Below are 15775 nucleotides of genomic sequence, written 5' to 3'. Positions count from 1 at the left end.
GGCCATCTCGATATCACGCAACCTTTTGCCGAGCGCCCGGCACTCAGGAAACGACAACCTCATCCACCGTCCAGTGCCTGGCTGCGGACATGAAAATCGAGCGAATTCAGTTGCAGCAACATGGCGACAGCCGCGGCATGCTTATCGCCTTGGAGCAGGATCGCAACGTGCCGTTCCAGATACGGCGTGTGTATTACCTGTTTTCTACGAAGTGCGATGTGCATCGCGGCATGCACGCGCATCGCAACCTGATCCAGCTGGCCGTTCCGGTGCGTGGGCAGGTCACCTTTCTGCTGGACGACGGGGAGGGCCCGTGCGAAGTGGTGCTGGATGATCCATCGCAAGGTTTGCTGTTGCGACGCATGGTCTGGCGCGAGATGTACAACTTCAGCGAGGACTGCGTACTCATGGTCCTTGCCGATCAACTCTACGATCCCGCGGACTACATCACCGATTACGCCGCGTTCCTGCGCGATGTCCATGTCAATGGCAATGGTTACCAGGGAGACATCGCGGCATGCCTCGGCCTCTAGTGCTTATCGGCGCGGGCGAGTTTGCGCAGATAGCCCGGGAATACTTCGAACACGACAGTGATTACGACGTCGTCGCCTTCAGCGTCGAACGCAGTTACATCGATCAAACGCAGCTCAACGGTTTGCCAGTCGTCGCCTACGAGGAACTCGAGACGCTCTATCCGTCCTCAGAGGTCGAGGCCTTCGTCGCCATTCCCGCCAGCCAGCTGAACCGGCTACGCACGCGTTTCTATCTGGATGCGAAACGCCGGGGCTACCAGTGCGCCAGTTATGTGAGCACCCACGCTTTCGTATGGCGCAACGTGGAGATCGGCGAGAACAGCTTCATCTTCGAGAACAACGTGATCCAGCCGTTCGTCCGCATTGGCAACAACTGCGTCCTCTGGAGCGGCAACCATGTGGGTCACCGCACGGTGATCCGCGATAACGTGTTTATTGCTTCGCACGCGGTGATTTCCGGCTACTGCGATATCGGCGAGGGCAGTTTCATCGGGGTCAATGCGACCTTCAACGATCACGTGAAAATCGCACCGGACAGCGTCATAGGTGCCGGTGCCCTGATGACACGGGACACGGAGTCGGGACGGGTCTACGTAGGATCGCCAGCGCATCCGCTGCCCGACCGTTCCAGCTTCGACGTGAAGTTGTGAGGGCTGGATGACTGTCTGGACCAAGAAAGGCCTGGTGTTCGAGACCTCGCGGCAAGGTGTGGGCGGATGGATGGCTCATTCGGCATTGACCCCCACGCCGTACCGGATCGGTGACGATCTCATCCGGGTCTATGCCGGCTTCCGCGACGCCGACGGCGTGAGCCGGATCGGCTATGTCGATGTGCGTGCCGCCGACCCCTCGCGCGTGGTTCGCGTCAGCGCCAAGCCGGTGCTCGACATCGGCAGGGGCGGCTGCTTTGACGACAACGGCGTCATTCTTGGCGATGTCGTCGATGCACCCGGCGGCCTGCATATGTTCTACGTAGGCTTTCAGCGCGTGGCGAAGGCCAAGTTCCTCGCTTTCAGCGGTCTGGCGATTTCCCGTGACGGTGGCGATCGTTTCGTGCGTACCCAGGAAACGCCGATCCTGGATCGCGCGCCAGGGCGAAGCACGATCGGCGCGATCCATACAGCGGTGCACGAAGCGGGTCGCTGGCGGCTTTGGTATGCGGTCGGTGATGACTGGGAGCAGCTCGGCGGGCAACCCTTTCCCCGCTATCACATCCGTTATGCGGAGACGTCTGACCTCGCGGTGATACCCCGGGAAGATCACGAGTGCCTGCGTCCGCGCGGTAGCGAATACCGCATCGGGCGCCCGCGCGTGTATCGCATCGATGACGGCTACGTCATGTACTTCACGCGGGGCAACACCAACGGCGAGTACTTCCCCGGCGTGGCCTATAGCAACGACGGCCTCCATTGGGAACGTCGTGACGAGGCGCTGGGGCTTCCGCTTTCGCCCACCGGATGGGATTCGCGCCAGATCTGCTATCCCGCACTGATCCGGCAGCGCGACCGGATGCTGATGTTCTACAACGGCAACGACATGGGCGTTGATGGTTTTGGCGTGGCGGAAGCGCCGCAGGTGCAGATCAACGGTGACAGCCATGCTGGCGGTTAGGCCTTACTCGCCGGTGGATGCCGCCGCCTGGGATGCCGTGGTCGCACAGTCGAGGAGTGGCAGCCTGTTGCACCTGCGCGATTATATGGACTACCACGCCGACCGCTTCGTCGACCGGTCGCTGCTGATCGAACGCAATGGCGAGGCGGTAGCGGTCTTTCCTGCCAACCTCAAGGGAAACACCGTGGTCAGTCATGGTGGACTGACCTATGCGGGCCTGCTCAGCACGCCAGCACTGCGCACCGAATCGACGCTCGACGCGTTCGAAAAGATCGGCGCGTTCTATCGGACACTGGCGGTGGGGCGGGTGATCTACAAAGCGGTGCCGCACGTGTTCCACCGCTATCCCGCGGATGAAGACCTGTACGCACTTCACCGACTGGGCGCACGCCTGCAGCGGCGCGACATCTCCTCGGTAATCGCGCTGCGGGAACCCTTTCGATTTACGGAAGAGCGGCAGCGTGCCGTCAGCAAGGCACGGCGCCTGGGGCTGCGTGCGAAGGCCAGCAACGAGTTGGCGGATTTCCACAGCCTGCTGACCAAGGTGCTGCACAAGCACGATGCCACGCCGACACACAGTCTGGACGAACTGCAGCTATTGCAGTCGCGGTTTCCCGAACAAATTGTGCTCTATGAGGTGCGCCGCGAAGGCGAGCTGTTGGCCGGGGCCGTCATCTATGACTTTGGCCGGGTGGTGCATACGCAGTACCTGGCGGCCTCGGACGAGGGCAGGCGTCTTAACGCACTCAACTTCCTTCTGGCTGAACTGATCGACGTCTACGCCGACCGGCATTACTTCTCCTTTGGTATTTCCACCGAGCAGGAAGGCAGGTCGATCAACAGCGGCCTCGTCTCGCAAAAGGAGTACTTCGGCGCGCGCGGGGTGGTGCACGACTTCTACGAGTGGTTGCTCTGATGAACGTCCCGTTCCTCAGCCTCAAGGAAGTCAATGCGCGCTACGCCGACGAACTGAAGGCGGCGGTGGGACGCGTCATCGACTCCGGCTGGTACATCCTTGGGGAAGAGGTGGCTGCGTTCGAAAGGGAGTTCGCTGCCTATTGCGGTGCACGCCACGCCGTGGGCGTAGGCAATGGCCTGGATGCGCTGTCGCTTATCCTGCGCGGCTACAAAGAGCTCGGCGTGCTGCGCGAAGGCGACGAAGTCATTCTGCCGGGCAATACCTTTATTGCCAGCTTCCTCGCGGTGACCGAGAACCGGCTGGTGCCGGTGCCGGTAGAGCCCGATCCCTCGACCTTCAATATTGATCCGTCGCGCCTGGAAGCCGCCATTGGTCCGCGGACGCGCGCGATCATGGCGGTGCATCTGTATGGCCAGCTGGCCGACATGCCGTCGCTCGCTGCCATAGCGCGGCAGCATGGGCTGCTGTTGATCGAGGATGCCGCACAGGCCCATGGTGCGGCGATCGGGGAACGCAAGGCCGGTGTGCTCGGCGATGCGGCGGGCTTCAGCTTCTTCCCCACCAAGAACCTGGGGGCCTTGGGCGATGGCGGCGCTGTAGTCACCGATAACGCCGCCCTGGCCGAACGCGTGGCCGCCCTGCGCAACTACGGGTCGGAGGTGAAGTACCACCATCCCTTCCAGGGCGTGAATTCGCGACTCGACGAAATTCAGGCCGCGATGCTGCGCGTGAAGCTGAAGTATCTGGATGGCGAGATCGCACGGCGCCGCGAGGTGGCACAGCGCTATCGCGAGGCGATCGCGCATCCCGACATTCTGCTGCCGGGCGTGACGCAAGAAGATCAGCATGTCTGGCATCTCTTCGTGGTGCGCAGTTCGCGACGCGATGCCTTGCAGCGGCATCTTCAGGACTGCGGTGTGCAGAGTCAGGTGCACTATCCGGTGCCGCCGCACCGGCAACCGGCCTGCACCGCATTGCAGGGATGCCAGCTGCCGTTGACGGAGCAACTGCATCGCGAAGTGTTGAGCCTGCCCATGGGGCCCACGCTGCAGGCGGACGCTGTCGAGCAGGTGATTGCGGCCTGCCAGTCGTTTGGAGGCGCGCGATGAATCTGGTGCGCGCCAGTGTCTATACCGCGGCCGCGACAGCTGCCCGTCTGCTCGCCGGCCTGGTGGTGATCAAGCTGGTGGCCTGGTTCGCCGGGCCGGAGGGTGTGGGAAAGCTGGGACAGTTCATGAGTCTGATGTCGTTGCTCGCGGTACTCGCGGGCGGCGGCATCAGTGCGGGTGTAGTGAAGTATGTCGCCGAGTACCGCCACGACCCCCGGCGTCTGCGGCGCCTGCTTGGCGCGGCGCTGTGGTATGCGCTGGGCGCGTCGCTGCTGATGGGTGGATTGACGCTGGCCTTCAGCCCGCAGATCGCCTATTGGCTGCTGGGCGATCTGCGCTACACCAGCCTGATCCGCGTGCTCGCATTCGCGCAACTGGGGATCGCCCTGGCGAACTACATCCTGGCAGTGATCAACGGTTTCATGGACGTGCGCCGCTTCGCCTTGGTGCAGGTGGGCGGATCCATCCTCAACGTGGCGATGGTGGCGTGGCTTTCGCAATGGCTGCATCTGTATGGCGCATTGCTGGCCCTGGTGCTCGGCCAGGCTCTGTGGCTGGTGGTGGGATGGCCTGCGTGGAGGCGTAGTCCGTACTTCCGGCGCAGCATGCTGCGGATGCGCTTTGATCGCGAGATGGTGACGAAGCTCGCGGTGTTCTCGACCATGACGCTCACCTCTGCGCTGTTGTCACCGTTGGTCAATATTGCGATCAGGGATCACCTGGCCCTTCAGTTCGGCTGGGAGCAGGTGGGTTACTGGCAGGCGGTAAGCAAGGTGTCGGACGCGTATCTGCTGTTCATTACCACCGCCATCAGCGCCTATTACCTACCCAGACTGGCCTCGATCAACGATCGGGCGGGGCTGACGTTCGAGTTTCGCCACGCGTACCGCTTCTTCCTGCCGCTGGTGGTCGCGGTCGCTCTGGCGATCTATGTCGCGCGGGACTGGGTCACGCTGCTGCTGTTCAATGCGGACTTTGTGCCAGCCAACGGCTTGTATGGACCGCAGTTGATAGGCGATGTGATCAAGGTCGCTTCGTTCGTTCTTTCCTATCTCATGCTGGCCAAGGCGATGACGCGCTTGTTCATCATCTCCGAGTGCGTGTTCGCGGTGAGCTACGTCGCACTGGTCTACATCTTTGTCGCGCGCTTTGGTCTGGTAGGCGCGGTCTACGCATTCGCGGTCAATTACAGCTTCTACCTGGTGTTCAACATCGTTGTGGTGCGGCGCTATCTGGGAGGACTGGGACAATGGTCGGCGCAGTACCCATGAAGCCGACGGAGGCGCCGCTGGTCTCGGTGCTGATCCCGGCGTACAACCACGAGCGCTATGTGGAGCGCTGTCTGGACAGCGTGCTGGAGGACCCGTATCCGTCGAAGGAACTGATCATCATCGACGATGGTTCCACCGATAACACGGGGGAGCTGATCGCGGAGTGGATAGCGCGCCATCGCGGTGAGATACCGGTCGAGTACGTGCGCCGCGATAACCGCGGTATTGCGGCTACCTTGAACGAACTTGCCGCCCGCGCGCATGGCGAGTTTCTGCGGCTCGGCGCGAGCGACGACTATCTCTTGCCCGGCGGCCTGGACACCCAGGTGGGCTACCTGCTGGCACACCCGCGGAAGTGGGTGGTGATCGGCGACTCGATCGTGGTGGATCGCGAGGGCAGGCTGATGCACCAAAGCGGCATGCGCGACCTGCACCATGCCGATTTGCGCTTATACAGCACCGACGAAGGCATCCGCGTCGCGGTCATCAGCCAATGGGCGATCGGTGGGCCGGTGGCCCTGGTCCGGAAGCGCGCGCTTGAAACCGTAGCCGGCTGGAACGAGACCCTTTGCATCGATGACTGGGATTTCTTCCTGCGCCTTGCGGCGCACGATGCGATCGGCTTTATCGATGCACAGGTCTGCGCGTATCGCATCCACGGCGAGAACATGAGCCGGACGCGCGATAGAAAAGCCAGGATTCTCAACCTGACCGAATCGCAGGACGTTGCCTTGCGTCGGCAAGCGATGTTCAGCGAACCGTATCGCACCTTGCTGCGGGCGGAGTCGCATCACATCAGCGCCAAGATCTCGTTCCTGAAAGGCGAGCTCTGGCCGCTCATGGTCCATATGGCCGCCTATCTTTCGCTGGGCGTGGTGTCCCGATTCAAGATGCGAGCCACGACGCATGTGGTGGAGCACGCATGACAAACCTGCTGCGCCTCCCCTCGGCTTATCTGACGCTGCCGGTAGCCGTCTCCTGCGGCCTCACGTTGCTCAGCTATGACCTGCCATCCGGGTACCTGGAGGGAATCATCCTGCTGATGAGCACCTCGCTGGCGATCATGTTGTTTGACCTGGCCGCAGGGTTGCGGCTGCCGGAGCTGGCGCGGTTTCGCGCGAAGAGCTACGTCGGCACGCGGGAATCTTTCGTCGCGCTGGGCTTCGCGGCCTTCATCATCCTGTTCTGCATCTTCGACCTGGTGCTGTTCCCGATTCCGCTGATCGATGCTCCTGCGTCCTACGCCAGGATGGAAGGCGGACGCGAACACGTAAGGCATATCTCGGACATGTGCTGGGTGCTGCCGCCGATCGGCTTGCTTTGCACCAGGAACAAATGGCTTCGCGGCGCGCTGATGTTCATTGGTCTGGCCTTTCCGGTACTGGTGATCGATCGCAACCGGGTCTTTGCGGCCCTGTTCGCGACGGCGCTGGTGCTGGTGTTCCGCCGGGACGAGCGTGCGCCGCTGCCATGGAAGACGGTCGGCCTGCTAGGGATCGCGGGGGGCACCATCTTCTCGGTACTGGGCATCTTGCGTTCGGGCACGCTGGACACGGTCACGCTGCCTTTCAGCGACTTCTATCGAGCGGCGCCGGTCGGCGTCCGCTGGCTGCTGCTGTACGCCGGTGCCGGTCCGTACAACTTCGCCGCTTTGCTGGCCAAGCACTATGCCAATGCCAGCTTTCTGATCAATCAGCTGGTACCGATGGCCGGATCGATCGCGACGGCCGGCACGGATATCCCGCTCGATGCCTCGAATATCAACGTGGGTTCGGAGTTCCTGCCGTTCCTGCTCGCGTTTGGTCCCGCCGGCGCGGTGTTCTCGATGGTTGCGCTGTACGCCATGCAGCGGTGGAGCGTGCGCCGCCTTTATCCGCAGGTGTCGTTGTTCGCGCTGCTGATCTTTCTTCGCATGTCCTACGTCTGTGTGATGTCGCCGTTCGCGCCACAGGCATTTACCTGGACCAATGCCGGCTTCATCGTCCTCTGTCTACTGCTTCAGGCGCTGGCGTTGTTATTGCCCAACCGGCGCACTGGCCTGGTGGTCGAGGCGAGCCTGCGGAACCCTTCTTCGTGACACCTGGGGTGAGTCGAAATGATGGAAAGAGATGAGGTCTACCTGGTCGACATGTGGCGGATACTCCTGCGCGAGTGGCGATGGTGGCTGACGGTGCTGGTGCTGGCCCTCGCACTGACGTTCGCTTTTACGCATCTCGCCAAACGCCAGTGGGAAGCCACCGCGTGGATACAGATCGGACAGGTCGGGGCGGTACCGGGGGGACAGGATCCGAAGGTGGAGCCACTGGCCCGGGTGCTCGAGCGGTTGCAGACCGCGGCTTTCCAGAATGAGGTGATGCAGAGTCTCGGCTTCACGCCCGAGTCGCGCGAATCGCATATCTATCGTAAAAGCCTGAAGCTGGAGCCGCTGCCTTATGCGGGGCCTCTGGTGAAGCTGACAGTGCGCGGCAGTTCGCCGCCACAGGCGCGCCAGTTTGCGGAGGCCACGGTGGCCCGGCTGCACGCGATCCACCAGGGGCTGGAAGCCAAGCCACTGGCGCTGGCTCAGGCGCGACTGAATGAAGTCCAGTCGGAGTTGAGTGGCGCGGTGACCGAACGCGAGCAGTGGCTGCAGACGGCGGGTCGCAATGACGCCGCTAGCAAGGCAGGGCAGGGCATGGCGTTGACCGGTGTGCTGGCAGCCAACATGCGTAGCGAGATCTATGGGTTGACGGCGGCGAGGAGTGATCTTTCCACGCGGCTCAGTACGACGTACACCTATGAGACGTCATTGCTCTGGCCGGTTTATGTGCCTGAGCATCAGGCGTTTCCCAATCCGGTGTTGTGCTGGGGTGTCGGTATTCTGGGCGGCTTGTGCCTGGGGGTGTTCGCCGCGATGGTTAGGAATGCGATGCGGCGTCGGAACTCGCGGAAGTAGGCCTTTGGTTCGCGGCTTCTTGCTGTGATGTTGGGTTATTGCGACCTGGCCGCTTATGCAGCGGGCATTCCGCCTCGCTGCCGCGAGCCGGGTCACTTTCTCTTTGCTGGCCCAAAGAGAAAGTAACCAAAGAGAAATGGCCTGAGAGCAGGCGGTGTGCTCTGTAGATGCGCTTTTTCCAGTGTCAGACGTTTGGAGGGTTTTTCTTTTCTCCCTCTCCCCTCTGGGGAGAGGGTTGGGGTGAGGGGTGGGTGCTCGCGACGGCGTCGCTAGTGGCTGCGTCACGATCAACCGACACTCAAAATAGGAAACCGCGAACCAAGTACTTACCCCTCCCCAGCCCTCCCCTGCAAGCAGGGGAGGGAGAAAGAGCAAACCCGACGCCTGACACTGGAAAAGGCGTAGCTACAAAGTACGCCGCGCTCTTCCCGACCATTTCTCTTTGGTTACTTTCTCTTTGGGTCAGCAAAGAGAAAGTGACTCGGGCGCCGGCAGGCGTCCGAAATGCCCGCTGCATAAGCGGCCAGGTCGCGATAACCCAACGATTGTCGCAAACAACCAAAGCGCCCCAGATAGGCACTCACCGGTTACACGAAAGCAGCGCACCGATGAGGCATCGATGGATATGAGCGGACAATACGGAATCGGCCGCGATAAGCAGCGCCGGTCTTTCGGATGGGGTTCGCAGCCTCCGTACCAAAGTCCATTGGACGAGGGACAGCTGCTCGATACGCAGAAGGCATTCGACAGCGTTGCCGCCGACTACGACGGTCCGCGCGGCAACAACGAACTGATCCAGCGCATGCGCGTTGCCCTGTGGGAGACCGTGCTCAGCACGGTCCCGGTGGGATCGAGCCTGCTGGACCTGGGTTGCGGCACCGGCATCGATGCCATCGAGTTTGCCCGGTTCGGTTACCAGGTCGAAGCCACCGACTGGTCGCCGCAGATGGTTGGGCGTACCCGCTCGCGTGTCGCGGTGGCTGGCATGGAGTCCCGCGTGACGGCTACGCATCTGGGCATCCATCAGCTCGACCAGTTGCAGGGGCAGTTTGACGGCATCTATTCGAACTTCGGTCCGCTCAACTGCGTGCCGGACATGCACGTAGTCGCCAACGAGTGCGCGCGGCTACTCAAGCCCGGCGGGCATCTGGTGTTCTCGGTGATCGGCCGGATATGCCCGTGGGAGGTGGTGCATTACACACTGCGCGGCCGCTTCAAGCGGGCCGCCGTGCGTACCCGGCGCGGTGCGCTGGCGGTGGGCATGAACCGCCACACGATCTGGACCTATTACTACCTGCCACGCGAGTTCTATCGCGTTTTCGAGGAACACTTTGCGCTGCAGAGCTATCGCGCGTTGAGTCTGTTCCTGCCGCCGCCTTACCTGGTCGACTACTACCGTCGTCACCAGCGCCGGTGCGAGCGGCTCGGCTGGCTCGACGACCGCCTGGGTGGATTGCCGGTGCTGCGCAACATGGGCGATCACTTCCTGATCGTGATGCGGCGGCGTTGAATCGTGAGCGCCGTGCCGTCCACCGCGAATGTCACCCTTTGCGGCGCGGCCACGATCACATCGGCTGGCATCTCGCGCGCCCCGTTGCCGGTACGGCGCGGGCGGGTGGCTGCGTCGCCGGCAAGCCCCAACTATCGTGTCGATCTGCGCGACCATCTGATTTTCCCCGGCCTGATCAATGCGCATGACCACCTGCACGTCAATAGTGTTCCGCCCTTGCGGAACGGCGCACCGTTTTCCAACAGCTACCGGTGGATCGAAGCGTTTCAGCCGCACTTCGATCAACCGGATGTTGCCGCGGCCCTGAGCTGGCCGAAGGCACTGCGGCTGCGACATGGAGCGCTCAAAAATCTGCTGGCGGGCACCACCTGCGTGGCCCACCACGATCCTTGGGATGCGGCGCTCGATGCCGCCGACTTCCCTGTGGCGCTGCTGCGCGATTACGGCTGGAGCTATGCCTTGGGCTGGTTGAGTTATGGGCCACCGGTACGCGAGAGTTTTCTCGCGACGCCGACCGAGTGGCCCTGGCTGATTCACCTGGCCGAGGGTACCGATGCAACGACGCAAGCGGAGTTGTCGATGCTGGATCAGCTCGGCTGCCTGGCGGCCAATAGTGTGCTGATCCATGGCGTCGGTTTGAGCGAGAAGGATGTCGATCGCATCGTTGCTGCGGACGCCGCGGTGATCTGGTGTCCGGCGAGTAATCTCTCACTGCTCGGCCGCACGCTGGATCCACGCCGGCTGGCGGCGGCGGGAAGGCTTGCTTTGGGTACGGATTCGCGATTGAGCGGAGCGCGCGACCTGCTCGATGAAATGCTGGTGGCCCTGGCACTGGGCGAGCTGTCCCCTCGACAGTTGCTGGAACTGGTGACCACGCGCGCTTCGCAGATTCTCCGCTTGCCATGGCGTGGCCATCTGGCCCCTGGCGCACGCGCGGACATGGTCATCGTTGCGGATGGCGGCGGTGATGCGGCAGCCAGTCTTGTTGGTGTGAGGCGTGCCGACATCCGCGCTGTGGTTCGCGACGGTATGCCGTGTATTGCCGATCGTGATTTCGCCGATTGGTTTGCCGCGTTTGGCGTGGAGACGGTGCCGGTGACGCTCGACGGCAAGCCCAAGCTGCTGGCGTGTTCACTAGCTGACCCAGCGTTGATGGCGATGGAGCCGGGGCTGGAGCTATCCGCGCATCGCGATGTTTCTGCCGAGGCATGCCACGTATGAGCGACACACCCATCCTCGAACCTGCCGAGGCTTACACACTATGGGCGCCACACTATCCTGCGCGCGCGCACAATCCGGTGATGCAGGCGGAGCAGAACGCCATGCTGGCCCTGATGCCGGCCGAACTGGCGGGATTCAGCGTGTTCGATGCCGGATGCGGCAGCGGTCGCTATATGCGGCACGCGCTGAATCGTGGCGCGACGCGTGTCACCGGAGTAGACCCTTCGGAGGCGATGCTCGACCGCGCACGCGACGAATTGGCCGACCTCCGCAGCGACGCTTTGATCGAGCTGGTGCAGGGCAGCCTGGATGCCTTGCCGATGCCCAGTGCCTGGGCGGATCTCACGGTCTGCGGCCTGGTTCTTGGCCATCTCGATCATCTGGAACAGGCACTGGCCGAGCTGCGCCGCGTCACGCGACCGGGCGGCATGTTGTTGTGCAGTGACGTGCATCCCACCGGTCACGCGCTGGGTTGGCTGCGCGATTTCAAGGCGGGCGAAAAACGCTACGCCGTACGCCACACAGCGCATCTCTATAGCCACTGGCATGCCGCCTGCGCGGCGCTGGGCCTGGAGATTGAGCAGGTCGTCGAACCCATGCTCGATCCGGTGGACATTCCCGTAGAAGCGCGCTTCGATCCGATCGCCTTGCGGGTGCCGGTGGCACTGGTCTTCCAGCTCAGGCGCACACCCTGAATCACTTCAGCCGAATGACTGCAGGCAGAGCTTCGTATGCCCAACCCGCCCAACACCTTGCTCGTCAATCCGACCATCACCCGCCGCGCGAGCGCACGGTTTCCGCTGGCACTGCTGAACCTGTCCGCCACGCTGGATCGAAACGGCAGCAGCCGCATCATCGACGGCAATATCGACCGGCATGTCGTGGCCGCCACGCTACGTGCCCTTGAGGAGGAACGGTTCGATGCGGTGGGCATCAGCGTCATGGGCGGCCCGCAGACCGCACCAGCCATCGCTGTTTCGCAGGCGATACGCGAACGCTTTCCGGCCTTGCCGATTGTGTGGGGTGGATATTTTCCGACGCTCTATCCGGACGTGGCGTTGTCCGCCCCCTATGTCGATTACGCCATCCGGGGGCAGGGCGAGCAAACTCTGCAGGAACTCGTTACCGCGTTGAGCGCGGAATCGCCGGTGGCGCCGGCGCACATTGCCGGGCTGTCGTGGAAGCGGCAAGGTGCCGTTGTGCATAACCCTAGCCGTCGCTTCACCTTCGCCGATCCGGGGCGTGTCTTGCCCTACGACAAGCTGGGCGATCCGCGGCAATACCTGGCACGCACCTTCCTTGGCCGGCGTACCGCGGCGCACCAGGTGGCGATCGGTTGCCGGTTCCATTGCACGTTCTGCGGTGTGGCGGCGATGTTCGGCGGCACCACCATGCTGCCGGCCGCTGCGCGTCTCGAGCGCGATCTCAGCTATCTGAAATACAAGCTTGGCGCCGACTCGATCCAGTACTTCGACCATAACTTCTTCGATCGGGAAGAAGACATGCTTCCGCTGCTGGAAGTCATGGCCAAATACGCGCTGCCATGGTGGTGCTATGCTCGTGCGGATGCGCTGCTGAACCTATCGGACGACGCCTGGAAACTGGTGCGCAAGAGCCGATTGAAGATGGCCTACATCGGTGCGGAATCACCCAATGGCAAGATGCTCAAGGAAATCCGCAAGGGTACGCGGCCGGACCAGACGCTGGCGGTGGCGGAGTTGTGCCGGCGTCACGGCGTGATTCCCGAACTCTCCTTTATGGTTGCGCCGCCAGAAAATACGGAAGAAGAGACCGAGCACACTTTCGAGTTCATCCGCGAGCTGAAGCGGATCAATCCGCAGTCCGAGATCATCGTCTATGTCTACACGCCGCTGCCGGAAAGCAGCCGCAACGAGAAGGATCGCGGCCGGCGACCTGCCACGCCATTGCGTGATATCCACGGCGAGCCGGTGATTTTTCCCAGCACGCCGGAAGAGTGGACGCAGCCGCAATGGGTGAACTACGCCTGCCACGCCGACGCCCCCTGGCTCGACGACAAAATGCGCCGGCGCATTCACGATTTCGTGACCGTGCTGCGTTGCCGCTATCCCACCGTGCAGGACATGAGTTCGCCACCCTGGGCCAAGCGGGCACTTAGTGCCACGGCATCCTGGCGCTACCGCTTCCGCCGCTATGACCGTCCGTGGGAACTCAACCTGGCTAACCGGCTCGTGCGCTTGCGCATGCCCCAGGTTTCAGGCCTGTAGACGGAGGCCGCTTTGCACGTCGCGCAGATCAACTTTCTACCGTCACCGAAAGGCCAGCGGCTGGCTGAGACGCTGGAGCAGTGGCCGTCGCTGGCGGATATCGCCGAGCTGGTAGCGGGCTCCGGCACACGGGTGTCTGTAGTGCAGGTGGCAGCACACGCTGAGCGCTTGACGCGCGCGGGCGTCGACTACCATGCCATCGACTGTACCTGCGATAGAGGACATCGAGGCAAGCGGGTTGCCGGCTTGCTCGATGAGATCCAGGCCGATGTGCTTCACGTTCACGGCCTGGGCTTTGCCGAGGACATCTATACGGTGTCGCAGCATCTGCCACGACGGCCGGTGCTGCTGCAGGATCATGCCGACCGCGTGCCCGGTTACTGGCATCGCCGACAGTGGCGACGATGGTACGCGGTAGCTTCGGGTGTTGCCTTCACCGCGCCAGTATTGGCGCAGCCGTTCGTACGGGCAGGCATGTTCGCGCCTTCGGCGCGTGTGTTCGCCATACCGGAGTCGAGCTGTCGATTCACGCCGGGCAGTCGCGCCGAAGCATGCGCCGAGACCGGCCTCAACGGCAGTCCATCAGTACTGTGGGTAGGGCATTTGAGCGAAGGCAAGGATCCGCTGACCGTGCTTGACGGTATCGCGCTCGCCGCTGAGCGCCTGCCCGGATTGCAACTGTGGTGCGCGTTTGCCACATCGCCGCTGCTGGGCGCGGTGCAGCGGCGCATCGCCACCGATCCGCGGCTTGCGGGGCGCGTGCACTTGCTGGGCAAGGTCGCGCACGCGAGGGTGGAGTCGCTCATGCGGGCGTCGGATCTGTTTGTGTCTGGCAGCCTCGCGGAAAGTTGCAGCTATGCCGTGTTGGAGGCGATGGCGTGCGGCGTCACGCCGGTGATCACAGACATTCCTTCCCATCGCGCACTCGCCAGCGGTATCGGTGCGCTGTGGCCCTGCGGCGATGCCCATGCCCTGGCTGAAGCGCTGGTGCGCATGGCGGCCGATCACACGTCTTCCGAACAGGTGCGCGCTCATTTCGATGCCAACCTGTCGTTTGCAGCAGTGGGTCGGCAATGGAAAAGCGCGTATGCGCAATTGCTGGATCACCAGTACCGGGTGGCGCCATGAAGCTTGCGCTGGTGGTGCCGGGTGGTGTCGATCGATCGGGCGAGTACAGGGTGATCCCGGTGTTGCTGGCACTGATCGAGCGGCTGGCGCGGGAGCATGAGGTGCATGTGTTCGCCCTGCATCAGGAGGCGCAGCCCGCGTGCTGGCAACTTGTCGGTGCTCATATCCACAATATCGGCAATCGCCGCACGCGCCTTCGTGCCATCCAGGCAATTCGCAGCGAACACAAGCGCGAACCGTTCGACCTGATTCAGGCGTTTTTTTCGGGGTCGTGCAGCCTGATCGCGATTGTGGCGGCGGCGCTGTTGAATCTGCCCAGCCTGGTGCACATCGCCGGTGGCGAGCTGGTCGCGTTGAACGACATAGGCTACGGCGGACGGCGTTCGTGGAAGGCCCGGCTACGCGAGGCGCTGGTCTTGCGAAGTACGGATGTGATCACCGCGGCCAGCGAGCCGATGATCGATGCGGTCGAGGCACTCGGCCTGCGCGCCCGCCGGATTCCACTCGGGGTGGATCTGCGGGGATGGCCCCCGCTGGCTCCCCGCCGGCGGGGGACAGAGCGGGCACGCTTGATCCATGTCGCGAGCCTTAATCGTGTCAAGGACCAGGCCACGCTGTTGCGCGCGCTGGCGTTGCTGGTCAAGTCGGGATTGTCGTTCCAGATGGATATCGTCGGCGTCGACACACTGCAAGGCGAAGTGGAACGCCTGGTGCGCGAGCTGGGACTGGAGACGCATGTCCGCCTGCTGGGATTCAAGACCCATAGCGAGCTGCGGCCCTTGATGGAAAGCGCCGACGTACTGGTGATGTCTTCGCGACACGAGGCTGGCCCGCTGGTTGCGCTTGAAGCTGCGGTGGCGGGTGTGCCCACCGTTGGCACCGCCGTGGGGCATATCGCGGAATGGGCGCCGTGGGGGGCGCTCGCCGTCCCGGTGGGGGACCCGGAAGCATTGGCCGATGCCATTCGCGGCTTGCTTGTGGACGAGGAGTTGCGGTTGAGGCTGGCTATCTCTGCGCAGCGCAGGGCCATCGTCGAAGACGCGGACCATACCGCGCGTGCTTTCGAGGCGTTGTATTTGCAATTGCTGGCGACTGATTCGTCGCGTTGAATCGGGAGTCTGTTCGAGATCTCTACGCTGGGGGATGTGGGGCAGGCTGCCGGGGGGCTTTTGTGTTCGCAACAATCGTTGGGTTGTCGCGACCTGGCCGCTTATGCAGCGGGCATTCCGCCTCGCTGCCGCGAGCCGGGTCACTTTCTCTTTGCTGGCCCAAAGAGAAAGTAACCAAAGAGA

15 protein-coding genes are annotated in these 15775 nt (G+C 62.9%); all 15 read left to right on the top strand.

The features are described 5' to 3' along the window. Positions 1 to 89: 89 nt before the first annotated feature. The 15 genes from BM338_RS20865 (at position 90) to BM338_RS20795 (ending at position 15592) form a co-directional block, all read left to right on the top strand. Positions 90 to 533 carry a sugar 3,4-ketoisomerase gene (locus BM338_RS20865; protein WP_090454602.1) on the top strand — a complete coding sequence of 148 codons (444 nt, stop codon included), beginning with the start codon at positions 90 to 92 and terminating at the stop codon, positions 531 to 533. After that, positions 518 to 1183 (top strand): acetyltransferase, encoded by a 666-nt coding sequence (locus tag BM338_RS20860; protein WP_090454598.1) that lies wholly within the window; start codon positions 518 to 520, stop codon positions 1181 to 1183. Before BM338_RS20865 ends, BM338_RS20860 begins: the two co-directional genes overlap by 16 nt. A gap of 7 nt (positions 1184 to 1190) precedes the next feature. Next, complete coding sequence (locus tag BM338_RS20855; RefSeq protein ID WP_090454596.1) at positions 1191 to 2144, top strand: glycoside hydrolase family protein; 954 nt, start codon at positions 1191 to 1193, stop codon at positions 2142 to 2144. Further along, entirely contained in the window at positions 2131 to 3060 is a 930-nt protein-coding gene (locus tag BM338_RS20850; protein ID WP_090454594.1) for a GNAT family N-acetyltransferase, read from the top strand. Before BM338_RS20855 ends, BM338_RS20850 begins: the two co-directional genes overlap by 14 nt. After that, positions 3060 to 4172 (top strand): DegT/DnrJ/EryC1/StrS family aminotransferase, encoded by a 1113-nt coding sequence (locus BM338_RS20845; RefSeq protein ID WP_090454591.1) that lies wholly within the window; start codon positions 3060 to 3062, stop codon positions 4170 to 4172. Before BM338_RS20850 ends, BM338_RS20845 begins: the two co-directional genes overlap by 1 nt. Next, positions 4169 to 5443, top strand: a complete 1275-nt coding sequence (locus BM338_RS20840; protein ID WP_090454589.1) for an O-antigen translocase — start codon at positions 4169 to 4171, stop codon at positions 5441 to 5443. The genes BM338_RS20845 and BM338_RS20840 overlap by 4 nt, the downstream gene beginning before the upstream one ends. After that, a complete protein-coding gene (locus BM338_RS20835; protein WP_255367408.1) occupies positions 5440 to 6369 on the top strand; it encodes a glycosyltransferase family 2 protein in 930 nt (309 codons plus the stop codon). The genes BM338_RS20840 and BM338_RS20835 overlap by 4 nt, the downstream gene beginning before the upstream one ends. After that, entirely contained in the window at positions 6366 to 7520 is a 1155-nt protein-coding gene (locus tag BM338_RS20830; protein ID WP_090454585.1) for a hypothetical protein, read from the top strand. The genes BM338_RS20835 and BM338_RS20830 overlap by 4 nt, the downstream gene beginning before the upstream one ends. 18 nt (positions 7521 to 7538) lie before the next feature. Next, positions 7539 to 8378 (top strand): Wzz/FepE/Etk N-terminal domain-containing protein, encoded by an 840-nt coding sequence (locus BM338_RS20825; RefSeq protein ID WP_255367407.1) that lies wholly within the window; start codon positions 7539 to 7541, stop codon positions 8376 to 8378. A gap of 706 nt (positions 8379 to 9084) precedes the next feature. Continuing rightward, on the top strand, positions 9085 to 9888 hold the full coding sequence (locus tag BM338_RS20820) for a class I SAM-dependent methyltransferase (RefSeq protein WP_255367406.1): 804 nt from the start codon (positions 9085 to 9087) through the stop codon (positions 9886 to 9888). 3 nt (positions 9889 to 9891) lie between these two features. After that, entirely contained in the window at positions 9892 to 11109 is a 1218-nt protein-coding gene (locus BM338_RS20815) for an amidohydrolase family protein (protein WP_090454583.1), read from the top strand. Further along, positions 11106 to 11804: a class I SAM-dependent methyltransferase gene (locus BM338_RS20810; RefSeq protein WP_090454581.1), complete on the top strand. Its 699-nt coding sequence runs from the start codon at positions 11106 to 11108 to the stop codon at positions 11802 to 11804. The genes BM338_RS20815 and BM338_RS20810 overlap by 4 nt, the downstream gene beginning before the upstream one ends. A gap of 36 nt (positions 11805 to 11840) precedes the next feature. Next, on the top strand, positions 11841 to 13355 hold the full coding sequence (locus BM338_RS20805; RefSeq protein WP_090454579.1) for a B12-binding domain-containing radical SAM protein: 1515 nt from the start codon (positions 11841 to 11843) through the stop codon (positions 13353 to 13355). A 12-nt stretch (positions 13356 to 13367) separates the two neighbouring features. Next, entirely contained in the window at positions 13368 to 14483 is a 1116-nt protein-coding gene (locus BM338_RS20800) for a glycosyltransferase family 4 protein (protein WP_090454577.1), read from the top strand. Beyond that, entirely contained in the window at positions 14480 to 15592 is a 1113-nt protein-coding gene (locus tag BM338_RS20795; protein WP_090454575.1) for a glycosyltransferase family 4 protein, read from the top strand. Before BM338_RS20800 ends, BM338_RS20795 begins: the two co-directional genes overlap by 4 nt. The last annotated feature ends 183 nt before the right edge of the window (positions 15593 to 15775 follow it).

This window comes from Dyella sp. OK004 (assembly GCF_900114495.1).
Lineage (GTDB): Bacteria > Pseudomonadota > Gammaproteobacteria > Xanthomonadales > Rhodanobacteraceae > Dyella_D.
This window is presented reverse-complemented; position numbering and strand designations above follow the sequence as displayed.

Excerpts from the sequence above, each read along its gene's own strand:
- BM338_RS20865 (WP_090454602.1), top strand. The coding sequence starts at position 90 with ATGAAAATCGAGCGAATTCAGTTGCAGCAACATGGCGACAGCCGCGGC.
- BM338_RS20860 (WP_090454598.1), top strand. The coding sequence starts at position 518 with ATGCCTCGGCCTCTAGTGCTTATCGGCGCGGGCGAGTTTGCGCAGATA.
- BM338_RS20855 (WP_090454596.1), top strand. The coding sequence starts at position 1,191 with ATGACTGTCTGGACCAAGAAAGGCCTGGTGTTCGAGACCTCGCGGCAA.
- BM338_RS20850 (WP_090454594.1), top strand. The coding sequence starts at position 2,131 with ATGCTGGCGGTTAGGCCTTACTCGCCGGTGGATGCCGCCGCCTGGGAT.
- BM338_RS20845 (WP_090454591.1), top strand. The coding sequence starts at position 3,060 with ATGAACGTCCCGTTCCTCAGCCTCAAGGAAGTCAATGCGCGCTACGCC.
- BM338_RS20840 (WP_090454589.1), top strand. The coding sequence starts at position 4,169 with ATGAATCTGGTGCGCGCCAGTGTCTATACCGCGGCCGCGACAGCTGCC.
- BM338_RS20835 (WP_255367408.1), top strand. The coding sequence starts at position 5,440 with ATGAAGCCGACGGAGGCGCCGCTGGTCTCGGTGCTGATCCCGGCGTAC.
- BM338_RS20830 (WP_090454585.1), top strand. The coding sequence starts at position 6,366 with ATGACAAACCTGCTGCGCCTCCCCTCGGCTTATCTGACGCTGCCGGTA.
- BM338_RS20825 (WP_255367407.1), top strand. The coding sequence starts at position 7,539 with ATGATGGAAAGAGATGAGGTCTACCTGGTCGACATGTGGCGGATACTC.
- BM338_RS20810 (WP_090454581.1), top strand. The coding sequence starts at position 11,106 with ATGAGCGACACACCCATCCTCGAACCTGCCGAGGCTTACACACTATGG.
- BM338_RS20805 (WP_090454579.1), top strand. The coding sequence starts at position 11,841 with ATGCCCAACCCGCCCAACACCTTGCTCGTCAATCCGACCATCACCCGC.
- BM338_RS20795 (WP_090454575.1), top strand. The coding sequence starts at position 14,480 with ATGAAGCTTGCGCTGGTGGTGCCGGGTGGTGTCGATCGATCGGGCGAG.